This is a genomic window from Aliiroseovarius sediminilitoris (assembly GCF_900109955.1).
Classification (GTDB): Bacteria; Pseudomonadota; Alphaproteobacteria; order Rhodobacterales; family Rhodobacteraceae; genus Aliiroseovarius; species Aliiroseovarius sediminilitoris.
Genome location: NZ_FOJB01000001.1, coordinates 2,678,886 through 2,702,527 on the forward strand (window position 1 = coordinate 2,678,886; position 23,642 = coordinate 2,702,527).

27 protein-coding genes and 1 tRNA gene are annotated in these 23,642 nt (G+C 56.8%); 11 read left to right on the forward strand and 17 right to left on the reverse strand.

Annotated elements, in window-relative coordinates:
- Window positions 1-3: 3 nt before the first annotated feature.
- The 4 genes from polA to BMY55_RS13225 all read right to left on the reverse strand — a co-directional run bounded on the left by polA (window position 4) and on the right by BMY55_RS13225 (window position 5,136).
- Window positions 4-2,796, reverse strand: a complete 2,793-nt coding sequence (gene polA / locus BMY55_RS13210; protein WP_091431277.1) for a DNA polymerase I — start codon at window positions 2,794-2,796, stop codon at window positions 4-6.
- Between the two features lie 90 nt (window positions 2,797-2,886).
- Window positions 2,887-3,069 (reverse strand): zinc-finger domain-containing protein, encoded by a 183-nt coding sequence (locus BMY55_RS13215; protein ID WP_091431279.1) that lies wholly within the window; start codon window positions 3,067-3,069, stop codon window positions 2,887-2,889.
- 69 nt (window positions 3,070-3,138) lie between these two features.
- Window positions 3,139-3,525 (reverse strand): HIT domain-containing protein, encoded by a 387-nt coding sequence (locus BMY55_RS13220; RefSeq protein ID WP_091431281.1) that lies wholly within the window; start codon window positions 3,523-3,525, stop codon window positions 3,139-3,141.
- 33 nt (window positions 3,526-3,558) lie between these two features.
- Complete coding sequence (locus BMY55_RS13225; protein WP_091431283.1) at window positions 3,559-5,136, reverse strand: DUF5928 domain-containing protein; 1,578 nt, start codon at window positions 5,134-5,136, stop codon at window positions 3,559-3,561.
- A 153-nt stretch (window positions 5,137-5,289) separates the two neighbouring features.
- Between BMY55_RS13225 and BMY55_RS13230 the strand changes: the two genes are divergently transcribed.
- Window positions 5,290-6,108, forward strand: a complete 819-nt coding sequence (locus tag BMY55_RS13230; protein WP_091431285.1) for a sulfotransferase family protein — start codon at window positions 5,290-5,292, stop codon at window positions 6,106-6,108.
- A 24-nt stretch (window positions 6,109-6,132) separates the two neighbouring features.
- Here BMY55_RS13230 and BMY55_RS13235 read toward each other — a convergent pair whose 3' ends face one another.
- Both BMY55_RS13235 and nth read right to left on the reverse strand, forming a co-directional pair.
- Window positions 6,133-7,125, reverse strand: a complete 993-nt coding sequence (locus tag BMY55_RS13235; RefSeq protein WP_091431287.1) for an adenosine kinase — start codon at window positions 7,123-7,125, stop codon at window positions 6,133-6,135.
- A complete protein-coding gene (gene nth, locus BMY55_RS13240) occupies window positions 7,122-7,766 on the reverse strand; it encodes an endonuclease III (RefSeq protein WP_091431289.1) in 645 nt (214 codons plus the stop codon). Before nth ends, BMY55_RS13235 begins: the two co-directional genes overlap by 4 nt.
- A 133-nt stretch (window positions 7,767-7,899) precedes the next feature.
- Between nth and BMY55_RS13245 the strand changes: the two genes are divergently transcribed.
- The 3 genes from BMY55_RS13245 to BMY55_RS13255 all read left to right on the forward strand — a co-directional run bounded on the left by BMY55_RS13245 (window position 7,900) and on the right by BMY55_RS13255 (window position 10,377).
- Window positions 7,900-8,748: a bifunctional helix-turn-helix domain-containing protein/methylated-DNA--[protein]-cysteine S-methyltransferase gene (locus BMY55_RS13245; protein WP_091432585.1), complete on the forward strand. Its 849-nt coding sequence runs from the start codon at window positions 7,900-7,902 to the stop codon at window positions 8,746-8,748.
- Between the two features lie 95 nt (window positions 8,749-8,843).
- Complete coding sequence (locus BMY55_RS13250) at window positions 8,844-9,509, forward strand: OmpA family protein (protein WP_091431291.1); 666 nt, start codon at window positions 8,844-8,846, stop codon at window positions 9,507-9,509.
- Between the two features lie 109 nt (window positions 9,510-9,618).
- Window positions 9,619-10,377 carry a FadR/GntR family transcriptional regulator gene (locus BMY55_RS13255; RefSeq protein ID WP_091432587.1) on the forward strand — a complete coding sequence of 253 codons (759 nt, stop codon included), beginning with the start codon at window positions 9,619-9,621 and terminating at the stop codon, window positions 10,375-10,377.
- An 80-nt stretch (window positions 10,378-10,457) separates the two neighbouring features.
- Here BMY55_RS13255 and BMY55_RS13260 read toward each other — a convergent pair whose 3' ends face one another.
- The 5 genes from BMY55_RS13260 to BMY55_RS13280 all read right to left on the reverse strand — a co-directional run bounded on the left by BMY55_RS13260 (window position 10,458) and on the right by BMY55_RS13280 (window position 13,126).
- The gene (locus tag BMY55_RS13260; RefSeq protein WP_091431294.1) at window positions 10,458-11,021 is read right to left on the reverse strand and encodes a F0F1 ATP synthase subunit B family protein; all 564 of its coding nucleotides are present in this window, start codon (window positions 11,019-11,021) and stop codon (window positions 10,458-10,460) included.
- A gap of 4 nt (window positions 11,022-11,025) precedes the next feature.
- Window positions 11,026-11,568, reverse strand: a complete 543-nt coding sequence (locus tag BMY55_RS13265; protein WP_091431296.1) for a F0F1 ATP synthase subunit B' — start codon at window positions 11,566-11,568, stop codon at window positions 11,026-11,028.
- A gap of 74 nt (window positions 11,569-11,642) precedes the next feature.
- Window positions 11,643-11,879: a F0F1 ATP synthase subunit C gene (locus tag BMY55_RS13270; protein ID WP_055188564.1), complete on the reverse strand. Its 237-nt coding sequence runs from the start codon at window positions 11,877-11,879 to the stop codon at window positions 11,643-11,645.
- A 64-nt stretch (window positions 11,880-11,943) separates the two neighbouring features.
- Entirely contained in the window at window positions 11,944-12,747 is an 804-nt protein-coding gene (locus BMY55_RS13275; RefSeq protein ID WP_091432589.1) for a F0F1 ATP synthase subunit A, read from the reverse strand.
- A 28-nt stretch (window positions 12,748-12,775) separates the two neighbouring features.
- A complete protein-coding gene (locus BMY55_RS13280) occupies window positions 12,776-13,126 on the reverse strand; it encodes an AtpZ/AtpI family protein (RefSeq protein ID WP_091431299.1) in 351 nt (116 codons plus the stop codon).
- A gap of 228 nt (window positions 13,127-13,354) precedes the next feature.
- Between BMY55_RS13280 and BMY55_RS13285 the strand changes: the two genes are divergently transcribed.
- Complete coding sequence (locus BMY55_RS13285; protein WP_091431301.1) at window positions 13,355-13,690, forward strand: ArsR/SmtB family transcription factor; 336 nt, start codon at window positions 13,355-13,357, stop codon at window positions 13,688-13,690.
- Here the strand turns inward: BMY55_RS13285 and BMY55_RS13290 are convergent.
- Window positions 13,687-14,577, reverse strand: a complete 891-nt coding sequence (locus BMY55_RS13290; protein WP_091431304.1) for a LysR family transcriptional regulator — start codon at window positions 14,575-14,577, stop codon at window positions 13,687-13,689. The genes BMY55_RS13285 and BMY55_RS13290 overlap by 4 nt on opposite strands.
- A gap of 103 nt (window positions 14,578-14,680) precedes the next feature.
- Between BMY55_RS13290 and BMY55_RS13295 the strand changes: the two genes are divergently transcribed.
- Complete coding sequence (locus BMY55_RS13295) at window positions 14,681-15,247, forward strand: FMN-dependent NADH-azoreductase (protein ID WP_091431307.1); 567 nt, start codon at window positions 14,681-14,683, stop codon at window positions 15,245-15,247.
- 41 nt (window positions 15,248-15,288) lie between these two features.
- Here BMY55_RS13295 and BMY55_RS13300 read toward each other — a convergent pair whose 3' ends face one another.
- Window positions 15,289-16,548: a glycerate kinase type-2 family protein gene (locus tag BMY55_RS13300; RefSeq protein ID WP_218142256.1), complete on the reverse strand. Its 1,260-nt coding sequence runs from the start codon at window positions 16,546-16,548 to the stop codon at window positions 15,289-15,291.
- A 95-nt stretch (window positions 16,549-16,643) separates the two neighbouring features.
- A tRNA-Leu gene (locus BMY55_RS13305) sits at window positions 16,644-16,730 on the reverse strand.
- A 124-nt stretch (window positions 16,731-16,854) separates the two neighbouring features.
- On the opposite strand from BMY55_RS13305, the gene lipB reads away from it, so the two are divergent.
- From lipB to BMY55_RS13320, 3 genes are all read left to right on the forward strand, one after another.
- On the forward strand, window positions 16,855-17,541 hold the full coding sequence (gene lipB, locus BMY55_RS13310; RefSeq protein ID WP_177179385.1) for a lipoyl(octanoyl) transferase LipB: 687 nt from the start codon (window positions 16,855-16,857) through the stop codon (window positions 17,539-17,541).
- A gap of 120 nt (window positions 17,542-17,661) precedes the next feature.
- Window positions 17,662-18,153, forward strand: a complete 492-nt coding sequence (locus BMY55_RS13315; protein WP_091431312.1) for a c-type cytochrome — start codon at window positions 17,662-17,664, stop codon at window positions 18,151-18,153.
- Window positions 18,154-18,347: 194 nt separating this feature from the next.
- Window positions 18,348-20,021: a cytochrome c oxidase subunit I gene (locus BMY55_RS13320; protein WP_091431315.1), complete on the forward strand. Its 1,674-nt coding sequence runs from the start codon at window positions 18,348-18,350 to the stop codon at window positions 20,019-20,021.
- Window positions 20,022-20,094: 73 nt separating this feature from the next.
- Here the strand turns inward: BMY55_RS13320 and BMY55_RS13325 are convergent, their stop codons facing one another.
- Entirely contained in the window at window positions 20,095-20,454 is a 360-nt protein-coding gene (locus BMY55_RS13325) for a hypothetical protein (protein WP_091432594.1), read from the reverse strand.
- Between the two features lie 186 nt (window positions 20,455-20,640).
- Between BMY55_RS13325 and BMY55_RS13330 the strand changes: the two genes are divergently transcribed.
- A complete protein-coding gene (locus BMY55_RS13330) occupies window positions 20,641-21,144 on the forward strand; it encodes a DUF2244 domain-containing protein (RefSeq protein ID WP_091431317.1) in 504 nt (167 codons plus the stop codon).
- A 26-nt stretch (window positions 21,145-21,170) separates the two neighbouring features.
- On the opposite strand, the gene BMY55_RS13335 is transcribed toward BMY55_RS13330, so the two are convergent.
- Window positions 21,171-21,677, reverse strand: a complete 507-nt coding sequence (locus tag BMY55_RS13335; RefSeq protein WP_091431319.1) for a GNAT family N-acetyltransferase — start codon at window positions 21,675-21,677, stop codon at window positions 21,171-21,173.
- Window positions 21,678-21,759: 82 nt separating this feature from the next.
- Window positions 21,760-22,218, reverse strand: coding sequence for a GatB/YqeY domain-containing protein (locus tag BMY55_RS13340; protein WP_091432597.1), 459 nt, complete (start codon window positions 22,216-22,218; stop codon window positions 21,760-21,762).
- Between the two features lie 195 nt (window positions 22,219-22,413).
- Between BMY55_RS13340 and carA the strand changes: the two genes are divergently transcribed.
- Window positions 22,414-23,586 carry a glutamine-hydrolyzing carbamoyl-phosphate synthase small subunit gene (gene carA, locus BMY55_RS13345; protein ID WP_091431320.1) on the forward strand — a complete coding sequence of 391 codons (1,173 nt, stop codon included), beginning with the start codon at window positions 22,414-22,416 and terminating at the stop codon, window positions 23,584-23,586.
- Window positions 23,587-23,642: the final 56 nt, after the last annotated feature.

The window sequence follows — 23,642 nt, forward strand, 5'->3', positions numbered from 1 at the left end:
CGGTCAGTGTGCCTCGGCCCAGTTCATACCGATGCCTGCGTCAACGGTCAGTGGCAGATCGAGTTTCACCGCCGGTTCGGCCGCACCTTCCATAACGTCGCGCACGACCTCGATCACCTCATCCACGGCGCCATCTTCAACCTCGAAGATCAGTTCGTCGTGAACCTGCAACAGCATCTTGGCGGGCAGTTTGGCAATGGCATCAGGCATACGGATCATCGCGCGGCGAATGATATCGGCAGCCGTGCCTTGAATGGGTGCGTTGATCGCCGCGCGTTTGGCAAAGCCCGCATGGGGGCCTTTGGCGTCGATCTCGGGCGTGTGTATCTGACGACCGAACAGGGTTTCGACCCTCTTGTGTTCCTTCGCAAAGGCAACCGTGTCTTCCATATATTGGCGAATACCGGGGAACCGTTCGAAGTAGCGGTCAATGAAGCCCTGTGCCTCTGATCGCGGAATACGCAAGTTGCGGGCCAGACCAAAGCCCGAGATGCCATAGATCACACCGAAATTGATCGCTTTGGCTTGACGGCGAATGTCGGGTGTCATCTCCTCCATCGGCACGTCGAACATCTCGGATGCGGTCATCGCGTGGATATCCTGCCCGTCGCGGAAGGCTTGCTTCAACGCATCTATATTGGCCACATGAGCCAGAATGCGCAGCTCGATCTGGCTGTAGTCGAGGCTGATCAACTTGGTGCCTTCTGGCGCGACGAAGGCTTCGCGGATGCGACGGCCTTCCTCGGAGCGCACGGGGATATTTTGCAGATTCGGGTCGGTCGAGGCCAGACGCCCCGTGTTAGCCCCGGCAATCGAGTACGATGTATGCACGCGACCCGTTTCCGGGTGGATGTGGTCTTGCAACGCATCGGTATAGGTCGATTTCAGCTTTTGAAGCTGGCGGTAATCCAGAACGCGGGCGGCAAAGTCGTGTTCGGTGGCCAGATCGGCCAGAACATCAGCCGGTGTTGACCACTGTCCCGATTTTGTGCGCTTGCCGCCCTCCAACCCCATCTGGTCAAACAGGATTTCCCCAACCTGCGCCGGGCTTTGCACGTTGAAATCCTTGCCCGCAATTTCGTAAAGCTCTGCCTCGAACCCGGACATTTTCTGAGCGAAGGCGTTCGACATGCGCGACAACACATCGCGGTCAACCTTGATGCCTGCCATTTCCATCTGCGCAAGCACCGGCACAAGTGGACGTTCCAGCCGCTCATAGACACGGGTCACTTTGGCGCTGTGCAGACGCGGTTTCAGATAGTGCCAAAGCCGCAGTGTGATATCGGCATCCTCGGCGGCATATTTCACCGCATCCTCGACTGGCACACGGTCAAAGGTGATCGCCGATTTGCCGCTGCCAAGCAGTGATTTGATGGAAATCGGCGTGTGCCCAAGGTACCGGTCAGACAGCGTGTCCATGCCGTGATTGTGCAGCCCGGCATTTTGCGCATAAGACATCAGCATCGTGTCATCAATCGGTGCAATATCGACTCCATAGCGCGCCAATATCTTTGCATCGTATTTCATGTTTTGCCCGATTTTCAGGATCGCGGGATCCTCAAGCACAGGTTTCAGAAGGGCCAACACCTCGTCCAGCGGCATCTGCCCATCAGCCAGATCATCGCTGCCGAACAGATCATCCGTCTGGCTGGTTTTGTGGATCAGGGGAATATAACACGCCTCGCCCGGTTCGACCGCAAGCGAGATGCCGACCAGTTCCGCGCGCATCTCGTCCAAACCGGTGGTCTCAGTGTCAAAGGCCACATATCCACGCCCAATAATGCGGTCGATCCAAGCCGTCAAAGTGGTCGCGTCTTTCACCCATTCATAACTCTCGGGATTGATATCGGGCATTTCGGGACCACTTGCGTCGGCCTCCGGTTCGACAATCTTGATCTCTGGCGGATCCACCTCAAACTTCTTTGCGACGCGATTGGTCAGCGTGCGAAACTCCATTTCGGCTAGGAATTGCAACAGCGTTTCGGGGTCGGGTTCTTTCAACTCCAATTCCTCGAAAGGAAGGTCCATCTCCATGTCTTCGTCCAGCTTCACCAACTCGCGGCTCAGGCGAATCTGCTCGGCATTATCGAGCAAGGTCTGTCGGCGTTTGGGTTGCTTGATCTCGCCCGCGCGTTCCAGAAGCGTTTCCAGATCGCCAAATTCGTTGATCAGTAGGGCGGCCGTCTTGATCCCGATGCCCGGCGCGCCCGGCACGTTGTCCACGCTGTCGCCCGCAAGCGCCTGCACATCCACGACACGGTCCGGGCCAACGCCGAACTTCTCTTCGACCCCCTCAACTCCGATGCGTTTGTTCTTCATCGGGTCGAGCATCTCGATCCCACCACCGACCAGCTGCATCAGATCCTTGTCAGACGACAGGATGGTCACGCGCGCGCCCGCGTCGTTGGCACGTTTTGCAAGGGTAGCGATGATATCATCGGCCTCGAATCCCTCTTTTTCGATGCAGGCAATGTTGAATGCGCGGGTGGCATCGCGGGTCAGCGGAAACTGCGGCACAAGATCTTCTGGCGCCGGTGGTCGGTTGGCCTTGTAGAGCGGATACATGTCGTTCCGAAAGCTCTTGCCTGAATAGTCGAAGATCACGGCCACATGGGTTGGCGCATCCGGGCCCGCATTATCTTCGATGAATTTGAACAGCATGTTGCAAAACCCGGCAACAGCCCCGATGGGCAATCCGTCGGACTTGCGCGTCAAAGGTGGCAGCGCGTGATAGGCACGGAAAATAAAGGCCGACCCGTCGACCAGATGCAGATGACAACCTTTACCGAAGCTCATCGGCCCCTCCCTTTTCTTCATGCGCGCCGAGACGCAAAAGGCCGCGTGGCGTCTGCCCGCGGCCCGTCTTATCTGACCGGTTGGCGACGTTTATGCCGCCGTGCCCGCATGATCCTTGTGAACGAATTTTGCGTCGCAATAAGGACATTCCACCCAGCCATGTTCCCTTGGAATTTGCAGGTAAACGCGCGGGTGGCCAAGCGCACCTTCGCCCCCATCACAGGCGACTTTATAACTGTCCACAATTTTGGTTTCGGGTGGAGACTGGGTCATCACAGACACCTCGTTCTTGCGTTTCGTCGCATGATACCAGCACCGCCACGCGCTGCAAGGCAGAACCGATCAGTCATCGGCGCGTTTCAACATCCGGCCCAACATGCGCCCAGCCAGAATATGCGTGTGAAAATGGGGCACCTCCTGCACGCCATCCTCGCCGGAATTGGCAATGGTTCGATAGCCTCGCCCATTGTCACCAGGCGCAATCCGCAAAGCTTCACATATCTTGCCGATGGCACGGGTATAGCCGGCGATCTCGGCATCTGTTGCGGCGTTGGCAAAATGGTCGTGGTTCACATATGGCCCTTTGGGGATCACCAGAACGTGGACGGGCGCTTGCGGCTGGATGTCCCGAAATGCCAGCGCATAGTCATCCTCATAGACCGTATCATTTGGGATTTCTCCGCGCAGTATCTTCGCAAAAATGTTCTGTTCGTCATAGGTGTAGGGCATGGTGGTCTCCTGTCGTTTATCCGGAAGGGATCGTCAATCGGCGAACAGATGGCTCCGCCCTGCAATCTCTTTGGCATGATCCTCCGAAATTGATAGGAAGCGCGACAGCGGCACGGTATTTTCTTCCACGCTGGCGGTTTCGCTGATCCGATACAACTCGGAAAAGCCAGCATCGCGGATCTGTTCACTTTCAAAAGCAACATCGGATCGGATCGTCGGCAACAATCGGTCGATTGCGTCCCGCGGTGTGTTGTCACCCGCCAGCCCCACCCGTTTCGCGTGGCCCAGCAGATAATCATCCGTGAAATCGCAATGGACCTCCAACAGCCGGGTCGTTGATCTGTCAGAGAAGAAGTCCTGCAACAAATCAAGGTTGTTCGGGTCCATGCAAACGACCAAGCGATTGGTGTCATGGTAGTCGAATAGCATCCGCATCAGCGCCCGGCGGTGCCGCGTGCGCTTGCCCATCCGCGTTTCGATCCCCCCAAGATCAGGCATCGGGCAGCTTTCTTCATCAAACAGATATTCGATGGCGGGAAGCCCCGTCACCTCGGCGACCTTTTGCAAGAGCCGTTTGCCGACATGCCATTTCTTGGACACGATGATCAGCAGTTCGCGATCCCGTCCAAGACTGCTTTCAGCCTCCCAGAATCGCGGAGCAAACCTTTGCCCGATCCGACCACGGCCCGTCAGGAACTTGAACAGGCTGCGCCCCTCGTTCGAGATCTGGAACGTGACACCTTTGGCAGCATACAAATCTCCCAAACGGCGCTTCAACTCACGTGCCTCCGGGCTGATCTTCCGCGCAAACAAAAAATCCTGACTGAGAAGCAGATCATAGTGGTCATCATAAAACGTGACGGGCATACCATAGTCGGTGAACATCAGAAACGTCGGGGTGCGCGAGCGAATTTCCCCTTCGGGCACGAGATGCCGGACCAAGGTCTGGAAAAAGGTCTCGTCGGGGATCCATGTGGTGCGGAAGAACCGCATGACATCCTTGCGCTTGCGGGCGAATTCTACGATCCATTCAACCGTGCGCCGCCTGAGACACCACCACTGGCTGCCGATCATCACCTGAACATCATGTGGAATCTCTCGCGTCAACCCGAGCTTTTTTTGCAGGTTGAAGCTGGTATAGAACCGGCGCTTCTGGGTCCGTTCGTTAAAGAAGTGGCGATAGATCAGCCGTTCTTCTTTCATGCCGGTCTTGATCCAATCGCTTTCGAAATAGTCGAAACTTTCGATGTAATCGACGTCAGAGGAATCAAGGAACTTATGCGTGTACTCTGCGGACTTGATGGCCATGCAATCGCCGGACACCATATAGAAATGTGTGGCACGCGGAAAATCGTCCAGCGCCGCCTCGACTGCATTCAGGGTGGCCTGCACCAAGGACCATTCGCCCCAGCCGCATCTGACGCGTTTTCGCGCAAAAGTAACGTTCGGGTTGTCTGCCAGCGCGTCGCGAATTTTCTGATAATGCTCGGGATTGGCGCTCGCATCGAAATGAATCGACATACAATCACCAACCGCCGTCAGTCGCGTTGCCTGATTTATGATTGCGTCAGGATCCTTGTGGCACAGCAGAATGAAGGCAATTTTGGCCATGGTGACGTCACAAAATCCTTGTAGGCACGAAGACTGCGGCCATTGATAGCGTGAAAGACCGTTGAATAAACAGTGTTTCTTTGCTTTTTTCTGGGCGGTATAGCTATGGTTTGCGCAATCGGTCGTTGAAAGGACCTCGGAGGTATTGAGTTTATGGGATTTCCCGGCACCTGGATGACCGAAAGCGAAAGCGTTGTGTATCGGGTCGTGCCCAAATGCGCCTGCTCGACCATCGGCCAGATCATGTATTATTCGGATCACGGCAAGTTCTTCGACGGCGACATCCATGACAGCACCGGCGGGCTGCACAAATGGGCGCAGGATGCGTCACAAAAACTGATCGAAGACAATGTGTTGGCGCATTCAAGCTATGCGTTCACCTGTGTTCGCAATCCCTATACCCGGATTCTGTCCAGCTTCTTTGACAAGATTTGTGGTATTCAGCGCAACGGCCGCCGGTATCGCGGAAATCTCGTGCCGCTTCTGATCCAGAAATACGGGATCGAAGTTGGCGATCCCGATAGCGGTTTTGAATTTGACCAGGTGAAGAGTTTCCGGCGGTTCCTGTTGTTTGCCCGCGATACGATCCGGTGGCGGCGTCCGATGGACCCGGATATTCACTGGTCGGCGATGTCTGGACATGTGGCAACCTTCATTGCCAATGGCGGACGCTATGACAACATCGTCTGGACCGAACAGTTCAATGACGGGATGCAGCAAGTGCTTGATACAATTGAAACACCGCATCCAGTGATTCTGTCCGACATTCCCCGCTTCAATGAAAGTGAAGGCCACGGCCCGAAACGGGCCCACCCCGTCGAGGATTACTTTGACGATCTGTCGATGCATCTGGTCTATGAAATCTACAAGCACGATTTCGAGCTGTTCAAATACGACTTTGAAAACCCGGCCAACAAGATGCCTGTCGGCGAGATTGATCTGAACGAGGTGCACGCCAAACTTGGCGATTGATTCCGCACCGCCGTCCTATTCGGGTCAGACCAGCCCTTTGTCGCGCAACAGCGCCAGAAGGTTGCGGTCGGCGCGTGGTCCGATATGTCGGATCACTTCACCTGCTATTACGCAGCCCATTTCACCGCATGTGCGCATATCGGCACCGATCGCAAGACCATAGAGGAAACCCGCCGCGAATCCGTCGCCAGCCCCTGTTGCATCAACAGGCACAATGCGTTCGACAGCTACATCCACGCGTTCGCCATTTGCCAGAATCGCAACACCATCGCCCGAACGGGTGCACACCACCATCGGGCAAATCGCGGCGGTTTTGGCGATCGCGTCTTCCATATCATCGGTTTGGAACAGGGATCTAATCTCCTCTTCATTGCCGATGACATAATCCAGATCGTTTTCGATCAGCGACAGGAAGTCGTCCCGATGACGTTCGACACAGAAAGGATCGGAAATGGCGATCCCGGCAAGACCGCCTGCGGTCCGACACGCCTGCGCCATTGCGATGAACGCGTCTTTTCCCTTGTCCTTGTCGAACAGGTATCCCTCCAGAAAAACAATCTCGGAATCTGCTGCAACGTCCGGGTCGACATCCTCGGACCCCAATTCGGCCGAGATGCCCAGATAGGTGTTCATCGACCGCTCGCCATCAGGCGAGACAAAGATCATGGATCGCGATGTCGGCAGTTCTCCGCCCGGCACCGGCGGGTTGATGAAACGCGTGCCGTCCATCTCCATCGCGTCGGCATAGAAGTGACCCAGCGCATCATCGTGCACACGACCCACAAAACCGGTTGGCAAGCCCAGCTTCCCAATCCCGGCCAGCGTATTGGCAACCGATCCACCCGCCGCCTGCTTGCGTTCCTTCATCGAACCATACAGCACCTCGGCCCGATCGCGTTCGACCAGCTGCATGATGCCTTTTTCGATCCCCATCATCTCCAGAAAGCTGTCATCCGCCACGGTCAACACGTCCACAACGGCATTGCCGATGCCGACCACCTTATACTTTTTCGTCATATATTCTTGTCCTCGTAGGGGCAGAGATCCCGGATAATGCAGTTTCCACACATTGGCTTGCGCGCTTTGCAGGTGTAACGCCCGTGCAGGATAAGCCAATGATGGGCGTGTTGTTGGTAATCTGCGGGGATGTTGTCTTCGATCGCACGTTCGACCGCGTTCACGTCTTTTCCGACCGCGATCCCGGTGCGATTTCCGACACGAAAGATGTGTGTATCAACCGCCTGCGCGGGCACACCCCACCACATATTCAGAACCACATTGGCCGTCTTGCGCCCGACCCCGGGAAGCGATTGAAGCGCCGCGCGGGAATTTGGAACGACACCGCCATAATCCTCGACCAGAATGCGGCTGAGCTTGATGACGTTCTTGGCCTTCTGCCGATACAGGCCGATGGTCTTGATGTGTTCAATCAGACCCTCTTCACCAAGCGCAAGCATCTTTTCCGGCGTATCCGCGATTTGGAACAGCGCACGTGTCGCCTTGTTGACGCCAACATCGGTGGCCTGCGCCGACAGTGCCACAGCCACAACCAGCGTATAGGCATTCACATGCTCAAGCTCGCCTTTCGGCTCTGGCTCTGTCGCGTGAAAGCGGTCAAAGATCGCACGGATCTGGTGATATCCCAGTTGCTTTACCATGCAGATGCTATGCCCGTTTCTGAACAATCCGACAAGGCGGATGCCCGGTGATTTCGAGCGGATGCGCAATTTCCGGGTCGCTTTGTTAGGGCGATCCGCGCCAATCTGGGACGACAGAACAAAAGAGGCCGCCATGACACGCCAGGAAGACAGCTATCATTACAACGTGATCCGCCGCGCGATCGAGCATATCGACGCAACCGACGGAGAGCCCTTGTCGCTGGAAACATTGGCCGCCAAGATGGATATGTCCCCCGCCCATTTTCAGCGCGTGTTCTCGCGCTGGGTCGGGGTTTCGCCAAAGCGGTATCAGCAGTTTCTGACGCTGGGCCATGCCAAGACCTTGTTGCAGGACCGGTTTTCGACGTTGCAAACCTCGCATTCTGTCGGGCTGTCCGGGCAGGGACGGCTGCACGACCTGTTTCTGCGGTGGGAAGCGATGAGCCCCGGCGCCTATGCTGCGGGCGGTGATGGCTTGACGATCAATTGGGGATGGTTTGACAGCCCTTTTGGTCCGGCTTTGGTCATGGGGACGGACAGGGGTATTTGCGGTCTGGGTTTTGCGTCTGAAACCGGTCCGCAAGTGGCGATGGCTGATCTAAAATCCCGCTGGCCCAATGCGATTTTCCGCGAAGACCCCGAGACCTTGGCACCATGGGTCGATCAGGCATTTAATCAGCGCGGCATGACGCCCCTGCATTTGATCGGTGCCCCGTTTCAGATCAAGGTGTGGGAGGCATTGTTGTCCATCCCATCGGGCCACGTGACGACCTATTCACAGATCGCCGAAACAATCGGCTCGCCACGCGCGGTGCGTGCGGTTGGCACCGCCGTTGGGCGCAACCCGGTCAGTTGGCTGATCCCCTGTCACAGGGCATTGCGCAAATCCGGAGCGTTGGGCGGTTATCACTGGGGCTTGCCGGTGAAACGAGCGCTGCTTGCCTGGGAAAGCGCCCAGACCGAGGATGTCGCAAGCGCCTGATTTCCGCCCGGTTTTGTCAAAAATCGGGCTTGTTATTCGATATCAATAGTCGTTCATGTAAGACAAACGAGAATAACAAACCCGAGGAATGCAGTATGCACGTAAAACGTTCAATCTTAACGCTCGCCATTGTTGGCGCGCTGGCCACGACCGCCTGTACGTCGCCAACCCAAAGCCCCACCAGCAATCTCGGTCCGCGCACACAAAACGGTGCGGCAATCGGTGCCATCGCCGGTGGCCTTCTGGGGGCTACCCGCAAAGGCGACGGCAAACTGGGCAAGGCCGCTGTGGGTGCCGTCATCGGTGGCATCGTCGGGGGTGCAATCGGTCAGCAGCTTGACAAACAGGCGGGCGACTTGCGCCAGTCGATCGACAATGATCAGGTGAAGATCGTGAATACCGGCAACGAATTGATCGTCACACTTCCGCAGGACATCCTGTTCGCGACAGATAGCGCCGATGTCAGCTATGCGCTGCAATCCGATCTGCGCGCCGTCGCGGACAACCTTCGCCAATATCCGAACTCGGTGATCGAAGTCGTGGGTCACACCGACAATGTTGGGCATGCCGATTACAACATGTCCCTGTCGCGCCGCCGGGCTGCTTCAGTAGCAGCTGTTTTGACATCGAACGGTGTTCCGACCTCTCGCGTCGTCACTATCGGATATGGCGAAGACCGTCCGGTTGCATCGAACCTGGATGCCTATGGCCGTCAGCAAAACCGTCGGGTCGAGATTATCATTCGTCCGATCCGCAACTGACCCGCGAGTCGAAATCCTAAGAAAGCCGGGCATCTGTCCGGCTTTTTTCATTGAGACAACGCTGTGAGTGTGGTCATATAATATGACCAATTCGCGCACAGGACACAGAATGCCTTTTCAGAAAATAGCGGCAGGCAAGCTGTCACAATCAGTGGTTGAGCAGATTGAACTGTTGATATTGCGTGGCATTCTGCGGCCCGGCGAACGCCTGCCGTCTGAGCGGGACCTCTCTGATCGTATGGGCGTGTCTCGACCCTCTTTGCGCGATGCGATTGCTGATCTTGAGGAAAAGGGTCTTCTGTCCCGCCGGGCAGGCGCTGGCATATACGTCAGTGAAAGCCTGGACAGTTCCTTTCCACCCGCGTTGACTCAGCTGTTCTCGCGTCACGACGAGGCGGTTTATGACTACATCGCGTTTCGCCGGGATATGGAAGGCCTGGCTGCCGAGCGTGCCGCCAGATTTGCTTCCGACACCGATCTGAAGGTGATCGCGGAACTGTTTCACAAGATGGAAGACGCAGCCGAGGGGCAAGGTGCCGATCTGGACAGCGATTTTCACATGGCAATCATTGAAGCCAGCCACAACGTGCTGATGGTTCACATGATGCGGGCGATGTATGACCTTTTGAAGCAAGGGGTGTTTTACAGCCGTCAGGTGGTGATCCAGATCACCAACACACGCCTTGACCTGTTAGAACAGCACCGGGCCATCAATGACGGGTTGCAGGCACGTGACCCAGTCCGTGCGCGGGCGGCTGTAGAAGCGCATATGGATTTCGTGACGCAAGCCTATGCCGATCTGCGCCGCGCTGACCGGAACGAAGAGGTCGCGCGCCAGCGTCTGACCTACGAAAAGGAACGCACATAGAGTCGCGGCACACGCCTCCGGATCCAACAAAAAACCCGGCCTGAATGGCCGGGTTCCTTGAATGTCGATTGATCTGAGGCTTAGTGCAGCTTGGCTTCAACCGTCTTGATCGCATCGTCGATCAGGCTGTTGCCCTCGGTTGCTGTCATCTGCGTGGCGATCACATCGCGCGCGGCAGCCACTGCGACCTGAGCCGCAGTATCGCGGACCTCTTTCACTGCGGCGGATTGCGCCGAAACGATTTGGTCTTCCGCAGCCGCAAGACGACGTGCGATCGAGGCTTTCAGGTCCTCCTTCGCAGCTGTCGCGGCGTTGGCTGCTTCTTCTTTCGCATGGGCGACAATGCGTTCAGCCTGTTTGGCTACTTCTTTCTGCTTGCGTTCATAAGACGCCAGAATGGTCTGCGCCTCTTCACGCAACGCACGTGCCTCTTCAAGTTCGGACTTGATGCCTTCGGCGCGGTTGTCCAACTGGGAACCAAGCATTTTGTGAACGCCCATATATCCCAGGAAGGTAACGAACAGCAGGAAAGCCAGCACGACCACAGTATCGGTGTTTGCCAGATCAGCCCAACCCGTTTTTTCTGCGGCAAAAGCCGGTGCTGCGATTACCAAAAACAGTGGCGCAAGAGTAAATGTCTTCATGTCTTTACCCTTTCATCCGCGAAGTTACCGCAGCGGTGATTGATTTGGCGTCCGCCTTGTAGCCCATTGATGCCAAGATTTCTTTCGCCGCGTCTTTGGCCACCGCTTTTACGCTGTCAACCGCACCGGCGCGAATTTCCGCGATGGCGGCTTCGCTTTCGGCAGCCTTGGCCGCAATCTCTGCATCTGCCTTGGAGGCGGCTGCATCGACTTCGCCCTGAATGTCGGCGCGGGCTTCTGCAACAATCTTGTTTGCTTCTGCACGGGCGTCGGCAAGGGCTTTGTTATAGGCTTCTTCGGCCTCGACGGCCTTCTGCTTCAGATCTTCGGCCGCTGTCAGGTCACTTGTGATCGTGCCCCGACGCTCCGCCAACACAGCCTCGATCCGAGGTAATGCAACTTTGGTCAGGACCAAATAGATCACCACCAGCGTGACAACGAGCCAGAAAATCTGGTTCCCGAAGGTCGAGAAATCCAGCTGCGGCATGCCTGCGGCTTCTGCACCACCTTCTGTGGCTGCCGCGGTCTGTTGCGTAGTAATTGCCATGTCTTATCTCCTGGAACCGGATTAGATGGGGCGGATCAAGGATGATCCACCCCTTCGTAAGGAAGGTTCAGGTCTTAGACAGCAAACATCAGCAGAAGTGCGACCAGGAACGAGAAGATGCCCAGAGCTTCTGCAAATGCGATGCCGATGAACAGGGTCGCCGTTTGTGCGGCAGCTGCCGACGGGTTGCGCAGGGCACCAGCCAGGAAGTTACCAGCAACGTGGCCCACACCGATAGCGGCGGCACCCGAACCGATAGCTGCCAGACCTGCACCGATGAATTGACCCATTTGAGCGATATTGCCTTCCATTGTGATTTCTCCTTACGTTGGAATGCTTGAATTGGTTGGATGAGCGGGCTGCAACCGTCTTATCTCAGTGCGACGGATGCAGTGCGTCTTTCAGATATACGCAGGTCAGGATCGCGAAGACGTAAGCCTGAATAAAGGCCACGAGTACTTCGAGAGCGAAGAACGCTGCAATTGCGAGGATCGGCAGGAAGCCGAACAGCCCAAGGGCTGCGGCGAAGCCGGCGAAAACCTTGATCACTGCGTGGCCAGCCATCATGTTGCCGGCCAAACGAATGGAGTGGCTGACGGGGCGCACGAAGTAGGAAATGATCTCGATGATCGCCAATACCGGGCGCAGCGGCAACGGTGCGGCCGACACCCAGAACAACCCAAGAAAGCCAACGCCGTGCTTCACAAAGCCAAGCCCGGTTACGAAAACAAACACGATCAGGGCCAGCACCCCCGTGACAGCGATATGGCTGGTAGTTGTGAGGCTGGTCGGGATCAGACCAAGGACGTTGGCGAAAACGATGAACATGAACAGGGTCATGACGCCAGGAAAATACTTGACGGCATCCTTGCCCGCGACGTCCTCGACCATTTTGTAAACAAAGCCGTATGCCAGTTCGGCCACCGACTGCCCACGTGTCGGCACAATCGCACGACCACGCGATCCGACGACCAGCAGCAGCACGACGCCGACGATTGCCAGAAACAACCAAAGCGTTTGGTTGGTCGGGGTAAATGTCCCAAGATGATCACCGCCAAACAGCGGTTTGATCTCGAACTGTTCCATCGGATGAATGGCCAGACCAGGTTGTTCCGGCGCGAAAAGCAAGCCAGACAGAAGCACCAGAGCCAGAACAACAAAGAATGCGATCTTGATGATCGGGCCGCCACCCTGTTTTGCGCTTTGATCAGCCACGTCCGTTACCCTCTTCTTCCGCGGTGGTCTGCGCGTTCTGCGCATCTTCCGCTTTCTTCTGCATTTGGGCAGCCGTGGACAGCATAACCTTCATGCCTGCGGCGAAACCCAACATTATGAACAGCACCATGAAGATGGGTTTCGTGCCAAACAGTGCATCCAACCCGTATCCGATGCCAAAGCCGATCAACAGACCGACGGTAAGCTCTATGACCATCTGCCAGGCGAAGGACGCCTGATTGTAGGCCTCGTCTCCGGTCTTTTTTTGCTTCTCCTCACCCTTCGCCTCTTTCAGGCGCGTCTCGAGCTGTCGCAAACGCTCGCGATCGGGTTCGTTGGACAAGGAAATGCCTCCGGTAACGGTTGCTGCATGTGCTAAGGGCTGGAACGTTGTGAGTCAACGGTGTTTAGCGCGAACAGGATATTGCTTAAAGTATTGATATATATCGTTTTTGATCTGGGCCGGGATTCGTTGCGGCGACACAGGCCCACGTCAGACCCCCTTTCGTGTGAAATCCGCTTATTCAACCATTTGGTTGACGATTGAACCGCCCAGACTTAACCCAAAGGCATGAGCACTCGTCTGGATCTTGCCTTTGCCGCCCTGTCCGACCCGACCCGGCGCGCCATTTTGACAATGCTTCTGGAAGATGACATGGCCGTCACAGACGTGGCGGAGCCGTTCGAGATGTCGCTGGCAGCGATTTCGAAGCACCTGACGATCCTGACCCGCGCCGGGCTGATCAGCCAGGAAAAGCGCGGGCGGGTGAAGTGGTGCAAGCTGGAACCCGACGCGTTGCGCGATGCATCGGTCTGGATGCAGGGGTTTGGACAGTTCGAACCCGTGAACCTTGATGCCTTCGAGCGGTTCCTTGAAACCGAACTTCGCGACGATCATGACGGCTAAGGCAAGGACAGGCCCGCATCATCTTTTGCCCATTGGCGCGCGGCGGCTTTCAGATGGGCAAGAATAGCCTGTACTTTGGTTGACCGATGAAGGTCGACATGGGTCACAAGCCACAAACGCGACTTCCATTCTTCTTTGGATGGTATGATCCGAACCAGACCGTCCTGCGACCCATCCACCGCAAAGCCCAAGCCTGCTCCGGCGATTAACGCCTCACGCATTGCGATGTCATCGGACACTTGAAACCGCACGTTCTCGGCCGGGATATTTTGCGCAAGCCACCGCATGAACGGCGCGCGAGAGTTCAGATCACCCGTTCCGATGAAACGATGGTCGGCCAATGTCTCTTCCGTCGGCAGGTCGTGCTTGTCGATGTAACTTTGGGCGGCATACAGGCCGAAGGCTACATCCAGGAACGGCTGGACCACATTGTCGGGTTCCTGCGGCGCAGTCCCGGCGCGGATCGCAACATGCGCTTCGCCATACTCAAGCTTGAAAATTCTCGGCCCGGTCAAAAGCTGCACGCGCAGTCCGGGATGGCGGGATTGAAATTCCGTCAACACCGGGGCCAACCGCGCGGAAAAACCGGGCAAGGCTGTGATGACCAGATCGCCCGCTACATCATCCCCCTGACCCTTCAACCGCCCCTCGAGCTGGGTGAACTGGTCTTCCGTCACCTGCGCAATTCGCGCAAGGTCCGCCCCCGCTTCGGTCGGTGTATAGCCGCGCGCGTGGCGTTGAAACAGTTTCACGCCCAACCGGTGCTCCAGCGCGTCAATATGGCGAATGACCGTCGCGTGATGGATGCCCAAGGCTTCCGCTGCGCCGCTGACCGTGCCCGCCCGCGCGACGTGATAGGCGGTTCTGATCTCGTCCCAGTGATTCATTCAAGTCTTCTGTGCATTTTCCAACATACACTGTTAAATTGCGCAGATTGCGTTTGTTTTTGCAAGGTCACATATTTCCTCCAAAGCAAAACTGGAGCACAACATGACACACATCCTTCGCATCGACAGTTCCGCCCGGACCGACGGTTCGATCTCGCGCGCACTGGCTGACAAAGTGGTTGCCAAACACGCTGGCACCACTGTGACCACCCGCGATCTGGCACAGGGCATCCCGCATCTGGATGCCGCCTGGACCGCCGCAACCTTTACCCCGCCCGAGGCGCGGAGCGCAAACGACAACGCCGCACTCGCTCTTTCAGATCAGATCGTAGCCGAGGTTCAGGCCGCGGACCTGATCGTGATTTCCGCCGCGACCTATAACTTTTCGATCCCGTCCACACTGAAGGCGTGGGTCGATCACCTTGCGCGTGCCGGTGTCACCTTTCGCTACCGCGAAGACGGCACACCCGAAGGCCTGTTGACCGGGAAGCGCGTTATCGTGGTGACCGCATCGGCTGGCACACCTGTTGGGGCACCACATGATTTCGTGACACCGTATCTTAAACACATTCTGGGCTTCATGGGCATTTCTGATGTCGAGTTTATTTCCGCAACCGGCGCAGATGGCTTAGCCGACGCCGACGCACATATCGAAAAACTGGCTGCATAGAGGTCGTTGGGGCGCTGTGCGCGGCGCCCCTATCCGTCAGGTTATCGGATCAGAATGGCCCGGAAGTCATTGACGTTGGTGCCCGTTGGCCCCGGCGAGAACAGATCACCCAAAGCATCGAAAGCCCCCCAAGCATCGTTCGCGGTCAACAGTGCGGACGGATCTTGACCCATAGCGCGCAACCGCCCGGCAGACTGGCCATTGGCAAACGCCCCTGCATTATCTTCTGATCCGTCGATCCCGTCGGTATCCGCGGCCAAGGCGGTGAACCCCTTCAGGCCCTCGCAGGTGATCGCCAAAGACAAAAGGAACTCGGTATTTCGCCCCCCGCGCCCCGCGCCGTTCAAGGTGACGGTCGTTTCACCACCCGACAACAAGACGCAGGGGGCGCTGAACGGACGATTGCGGGTCAGAACCTCGTGCGTCATGGCACCGTGCATCTTCGCGACCTCGCGCGCCTCGCCTTCGATTGCGTCAGACAGGATCACAGCAGGTATGCCCAACGTCAGCGCCCGTGCGGCGGCGGCTTCCAGACTCAGTCGGGCCGACGCGACAACCTCTGCCCGGTTGCGCGCAAATGCCGGATGTGACGGCGCGGGTGCCGGATTGGTCCGTATGTACTCCACGATATGTGGCGGCACATCAATATTCCACGCCGAGATTGCCGCGAGCGCCTGTGCCTGATCAGCCTCGTCAGGCACCGTTGGGCCGGATGCCACCTGCGACGGGGCATCGCCGGGCACATCCGACACGATCAGGCTAAGCACGTTGGCAGGGAACGCGGCCATCGCCAGACGCCCGCCCTTGATCCGCGATACATGCTTGCGGATCGCATTCATCACTGAGATCGGAGCCCCGGAGGCCAGCAACACCTCGTTCAATAGCTGTTCGTCATCCAGCGTCAGGCCACCGGGCGGCGCAGGCAGAAGCGCGGACCCTCCACCGGTGATCAACGCAATGACAAGATCGTCCTCGCACAGCCCGCTGACCGCCTCGATCAGGGCGTCCGCGGCCGCAAGCCCTGCCGCATCCGGCACGGGATGCGCGGCTTCCATTACCCGGATGTTTTGACATGGTGCCCCATAGCCGTAGCGTGTGACGACGACCCCCTCGACCGGCTCACCCCATAGTTCTTCAAAGGCCGCCGCCAATTGCGCAGCCCCCTTGCCCGCGCCAATGACCACGGTTTTGCCCTTCGGCTTGGCAGGTAGATAACCCTGCAAGACCTTCTTTGCGTCAGCTGCCCTGATCGCCGCATTGAACAGGTCGGTCAGGAAGGCTTTGTCGGCTGGATCAATCATGGCGTGACCATAGCCTTGCGTCGGAACAGCGGGCAAGCGCTCGGCACCCGGTCCGACCAACATAGTGACTGTCATTGGGTGAATATCTGCAAGGATGGTGCGGTCGGTGGGACTCGAACCCACACGAGTGTTACCTCACAGCGACCTCAACGCTGCGCGTCTACCAATTCCGCCACGACCGCAAGCCCAGGCTAGGTGACGCGCTTCATAGCGAAGGGGTCTTGGGATGTGAAGTCCAAAAACGCGTGCCGGAAATAATTAAGGATGCTTTTTGACAAAGCCTCAAGGCGGTGCCAAATGAAGCTTATGAAAGCCTTGCCTGATATGCCCCCGGTCACGTGGGAGACCGCCGACACACTGGTCGATTACGACGCCGCAGTTGCGCGTATGGAAGCGCATGTCGATGCCATGACACGCGGCGAAGCAGGCGAGATGATCTGGCTTCTGGAGCACCCGCCGCTTTACACAGCGGGAACTTCTGCCGACCGGAAGGATCTTGTAGCACCTGACCGGTTTCCGGTCCACGCGTCAAAGCGTGGCGGGCAATACACCTATCACGGGCCAGGCCAGCGCGTCGCCTATGTGATGCTGGATGTGGGCAAGCGTGGGCGCGATGTTCGTGCGTTCGTCAACGCGCTTGAAGAATGGGTTATCAGCACGCTTGCCGAGTTCAACGTCACCGGAGAGAGGCGCGAAGGTCGTGTTGGGGTTTGGGTGGTTCGCAACGACAAGCCCAAAACAGCCTTGGGGCGGTCGCCAGAAGACAAGATCGCCGCAATCGGGGTGCGTCTTCGAAAATGGGTCAGCTTCCATGGCATATCAATCAATGTCGAACCGGATCTGGAACATTTCTCGGGCATTGTGCCATGCGGCATTTCCGAACATGGCGTGACCAGCTTGGTTGATCTTGGTTTGCCTGTTACGATGGTCGATGTGGACAATGCCTTGCGCAGATGTTTTGATACGGTCTTCGGCCCTGTCGGCGAAAACTAGACTGTGTGGATCCCTAAACTCCCTGCGACAGCACGCCGTCTTTCAATTGGGTTGTTATGACTGCAGGGTCCGCACGAGAAAGACGCATAACGCGTAAAATAATCTATCAAGAGGACCAAAATGAAGACGATTCTCTCTTCCGCCGCCATGATTCTTGCGCTTTCGGGCACAGCCTTCGCAGAAGGTGATGTTGCCGCAGGCGAAAAAGACTTCAAAAAATGCAAATCCTGTCACACTATTGCTGACGAGAACGGCGAAGCACTGTTCAAAGGTGGCAAGACCGGCCCGAACCTCTACGGCGTTGTCGGTCGGCAAGCTGGTGCCTACGAGGATTTCAAATACGGCGATTCGATCGTTGCTGCTGGCGAAGCCGGTCTGGTTTGGACCGAAGAAACGCTGGTGGAATACATCAAGGATCCCAAAGGGTTCCTGAAAGAATATACCGGTGATTCCGCCGCCAAGTCGAAAATGACGTTCAAATGGGGCAAACCGGAAGACATCGTTGCCTTCTTGGCGACCTTCTCTTCTGAAATGTCGGATGATGGTGAAGCCGCCGAAGACGAAGCGTCTGAAGATGAAGCGACCGAAAGCGATTCGACCGCAACCAACTAAGACGCGTCGGCGATAACGCCGGTTTTCTGCTGAAACGAAGCGCCCCGCCCGGTAAATACCGGTGCGGGGTGAATTTTTTTGTCGATTGCGGCCATTGCGACATTGCCCGCTTCCGCGCCTCATATTACACACGTTAAAAAGCCGGGTGAGGTTGCTCCTTGCCCCGGTCACGTTAACCCTAAAGGGAGGGATACATGGCGGACGCAACCATTCACGACCATGACCACCACGATGATCGCGGGTTCTTTACCCGATGGTTCATGTCGACCAACCACAAAGATATCGGGATTCTGTATCTGTTTCTGGCCGGTTTGACGGGCTTCATTTCCGTCTCCTTCACCGTTTACATGCGGCTTGAGCTGATGAACCCCGGTGTTCAGTATATGTGCCTTGAAGGTGCGCGCTTCATCGCTGACGCATCGGCCGAATGCACGCCAAATGGCCACCTTTGGAACGTATTGATAACCTATCACGGTGTCTTGATGATGTTCTTTGTGGTCATCCCCGCCCTGTTCGGCGGGTTTGGCAACTATTTCATGCCGCTTCAAATCGGCGCTCCGGACATGTCCTTCCCGCGCATGAACAACCTGTCGTTCTGGCTTTACGCTACGGGTGTGGCGCTTGGCGTGGCCTCCATGCTGGCGCCGGGTGGCAATGACCAGCTTGGGTCGGGCGTTGGCTGGGTTCTGTATCCGCCTTTGTCGACCTCGGAAGGCGGCTATTCCATGGACCTTGCAATCTTCGCTGTGCACGTTTCCGGTGCCTCGTCGATCCTTGGTGCAATCAATATCATCACCACGTTCCTGAATATGCGTGCCCCCGGCATGACCCTGTTCAAGGTGCCCCTGTTTGCTTGGTCCATCTTCGTGACTGCTTGGCTGATCCTGCTGTCGCTGCCGGTTCTGGCGGGCGCGATCACCATGCTGCTGATTGATCGCAACTTCGGCGGGACATTCTTTGATCCGTCGGGCGGTGGCGATCCGGTGCTGTATCAGCACATCCTGTGGTTCTTCGGCCACCCCGAAGTGTATATCGTGATCCTGCCCGGCTTCGGTCTGATCAGCCACGTGATTGCTACGTTTGCCCGCAAACCGATCTTTGGCTATATGCCGATGGTCTGGGCACTGATTGCCATTGGCTTTATCGGCTTCGTGGTGTGGGCGCACCATATGTACACGGTTGGCATGTCACTGACCCAGCAATCTTACTTCATGCTGGCAACGATGGTCATCGCAGTGCCGACCGGGATCAAGATCTTCTCTTGGATCGCGACGCTTTGGGGCGGTTCGATCGAGTTCAAGACACCCATGCTTTTTGCAATGGGCTTCTTGTTCCTGTTCACCGTTGGTGGCGTAACCGGCGTTGTGCTGTCACAGGCTGGCGTGGACCGGGTGTATCACGACACCTATTATGTTGTGGCGCACTTCCACTACGTGATGTCGATCGGTGCCGTGATGTGTATCTTTGCAGGCATCTACTACTGGATCGGCAAAATGTGCGGTCGTCAGTATCCTGAGTTGGCTGGCAAGATCCACTTCTGGACCTTCTTCATCGGCGTGAACCTGACCTTCTTCCCGCAACACTTCCTGGGCCGCCAAGGCATGCCCCGTCGTTACATCGACTACCCGGAAGCGTTCGCTTACTGGAACAAGATCAGCTCTTATGGTGCGTTTCTGTCCTTCGCGTCCTTCGTGTTCTTCATTGGCATCGTGTTCTACACGCTGTTCAAAGGCAAACGCGTGACCGAAAACAACTATTGGAACGAATATGCGGATACGCTGGAATGGACCCTGCCCAGCCCGCCACCCGAGCATACCTTTGAGATCCTGCCCAAACAGGAAGACTGGGACAAAGGTCACTCGCACTGAGCGGACCTGACAATCGCAAAAAAGGCCCGGTCGATGTCCGGGCCTTTTCTTTTGATATCTGTATGACGTCTGGCTACTCGACCACGGGAAGTGTCAGTTCAAATCGTTCATCCCCCCACCCGTCGACACTGGTTCGCGCCCGGATCCAGATGGCTTCGGTTCCTTGCGGCAGTGTGACCTCTTTCAGGCTTCGGGTGAAAGGCTGTTCGTTGACATGAGGGTGCTGCAAGACGCGTGTGCCCAACGTATCACCCACCCAATTTTCGATCCGCCATTCATCGGCGTAGTCATCCCATCCGGTTTCTTCATGGGCAATCGTCACCGATACGGTCCACCCAACGTCAGCGGGTGTTACAGTCGCGCCCACAATCTGGGCATCATCCGCAAAGACGGGGGTGGCAGCACACAGCAGACCAATCCAAAGAAATCGCATCATACCCTTCCTCGCAAGATAAGGGCCAGTGTGCCCCACCGTCGCGCGTTGTGCCAATCACGTCTGGGCGAGCGGTGCACCGGGTTACGACAACGCCACTTGCGTCCGTTTCAGCTTTTTCTCTTGCGTCATCGGCCTGCTCCGGTTCTTCATAGATGTTCTTGAACCGCAGGAAAGCCCGTCCTGATGCCTTACGAGTGGATGCCAACAGACGCACCCGGCGCCCCAAAAGCAGAGCTGCATCTATGGCCGTTCCGGTCCCTGCCGCGTCGCGGCTTTGTCTGGATCATGGGGCTGGGCTTTTCATTGATACTGATCCCACTTCTGGCGCTGTTGGGCTCTACGACGCTGTGGTGGCTACTGCCGTTTGCTTTGGGCGCCATGGGCGCGCTGTGGTTCTTTATCGAGAAAAGCTACAAGGACGGCGAAATACTTGAAAAACTGTTGATCTGGTCTGACCACATGACCCTGACCCGCCACGGTCCGGGGCAAAAAATCCAACACTGGGAGGCAAATACCTATTGGGTCACGGTCGAGATGCACAAGAAAGGCGGACCCGTCCCGAATTATGTGACGCTGAAAGGAAACAATCGCGAAGTCGAGATTGGCGCATTCCTGTCCGAGAAAGAGCGGCCACGACTGTACGACGAGCTTGCTGAGGTGTTGTTGCGCGCCAAATCTATTGGTTAACCGGGCAAAAGCCGTGCGAGGGCGGCCTAAAGCGGACGCTCGTAATACCTGATCAAATGATCCAGATAAGGTGTTTCCTGATGATAGGGGGCGCATTCCTTGAAGCCCAGTTTCTCGTATAGGCCCGATGCTTCGACCAACGCCCGACCGGTATCAAGACGGACGCTTGAATGGCCGTCTTTCCGGGCCTGATCCATCAGCGCCAAGGTCAGCGCCTTCCCTGCCCCAAGCCCACGCGCCTCATCGGTCACGAAAACTCGCTGGATCTCCGCAATTCCATCCTCCAGCATGCGCATCATTCCACAGCCAACGGGTTTTTCGCCGTGATATGCCAGAAGCAGATCACCATGCGGACGGGCGTGTATCTGCGAAAATCCTGTCACCAGATCATCGATCTTATCCGGGTCATATTTTTTCTGGATATTTTCCCGCTCTTCGGGCGATCGATCAAAAAGGAATGCGATATACCCAAGGAACAGGGTCGCAACGATTTGCGCATCCTGAGGAAATCTGGCTCGTTCAATTGTCAGCATGGCTTAGGTGTCTCGCACGGCGGATACACACAGTATACCTGATCGGTGCGAAAAGTCCTGCCCAAGTTGGCAAGGGTCAAGTTTACCCCAACTTCTCTTTCACCATGGGCCCAACTTTTCCGAAATCCATCTGCCCGGTAAATCTGGCTTTCAAGGCGCCCATGACTTTGCCCATGTCCCGAATGCTGTCCGCACCCACCTCGGAAATGGCCTCGGCAACAGCGGCCTCGGTTTCTTCGTCGGACAATTGTTTCGGCAGAAACTCTTCGATCACAACGATTTCCGAGCGCTCTTTCTCAGCAAGCTCCAACCGTCCGCCTTCTTCGTAGGCGCGCGCGCTTTCCTGACGTTGCTTTACCATTTTGCCAAGAATTGCCAAAACATCCGCGTCCGTAACCTCAGCCTCGTCTCCGGTGCCACGCATGGCAATATCGCGATCCTTGATCGCAGCGCTGATCAAGCGAAGCGTCGACAACCGCGCCGCATCCTTGTTTTTCATCGCCGTCTTCAGGGCGTCATTCACCTGGCTGCGCATGTCCATGGGTCCATCCATCTACAGTGACCTTTACGAAGCTCGCAACTTATCGAAAAGAGCAGGGGCATTCAACCGGAAGGGCAATCTTCTAAGATGTTGATAAATAACAAGATGTAAAATTGCCAGCTATTTCCACTGCCTCTTGACCCGACGGGCCAGCACCTCTAGTTTCGCGCCAATTTGTCGATCGGGAGTCGCCACATGTCCGCTGCCACCGCCCAAGTCCAAGCATCTGCAAAACCCACCGCCTGCCTGGCCCTTGCCGATGGGACCATATTCTATGGCCATGGGTTCGGGGCAACCGGCACCACCACCGCCGAGCTGTGTTTCAACACCGCTATGACGGGGTATCAAGAGATTATGACCGACCCGTCTTACGCCGGCCAGGTCGTGACCTTCACCTTTCCGCATATCGGCAATGTCGGTGTGAACCCCGAGGATGACGAGACAGGCGAACCGGTCGCTGCGGGGATGGTGGTCAAATGGGATCCGACCGAGCCATCTAACTGGCGTTCCACAGAACGGCTGGTTGACTGGCTGGCAAGACGTGGCCGAATTGGGGTTGGTGGCGTGGACACACGGCGTCTGACCCGCGCGATCCGCCATCAGGGCGCGCCGCATGTGGCCATTGCCCATGACCCAGAGGGTAATTTCGACATCGAGGCGCTGGTCGCCGAAGCCCGCGCGTTTTCTGGGCTGGAGGGGTTGGACCTGGCCAAGGACGTCACCTGTGCGCAGAGCTACAAATGGGACCAGATGCGGTGGGCCTGGCCCGACGGCTATCCCAAGCAGGACACCCCGCGCCACAAGGTCGTCGCGTTGGATTATGGCGCAAAACGCAACATTCTGCGGTGCCTTGCCTCGGCCGGGTGCGATGTCACCGTTCTGCCCGCCACCGCTACGGCCGACCAGGTGCTGGCCCTGAACCCCGACGGAGTGTTTCTGTCCAATGGGCCCGGAGATCCTGCCGCAACGGGTGAATATGCGGTCCCGATGATCAAGACGATCCTGGACACCACAGACATTCCTGTCTTTGGCATCTGCCTCGGGCATCAAATGCTGGCGCTGGCGCTTGGCGCGCGGACGATCAAGATGAACCACGGCCACCATGGTGCAAACCACCCGGTGAAAGACAAAGATACGGGCAAGGTCGAAATCACTTCGATGAACCACGGGTTCGCGGTGGACACAGCCAGCCTGCCAGACGGCGTGGTTGAAACTCACGTGTCGTTGTTTGACGGATCAAACTGTGGATTGCGCATGGAAAACCGCCCGGTATTCTCGGTGCAGTACCATCCCGAAGCCAGCCCGGGTCCGATGGACAGCTATTATCTGTTTGAACGCTTCGCCCAAGCCATGGACGCACGGGCCTAAACCGCTTCTAATTTCACACAAATCTGCAAGATAGACCTTTGGTTAACTCGTCGTTA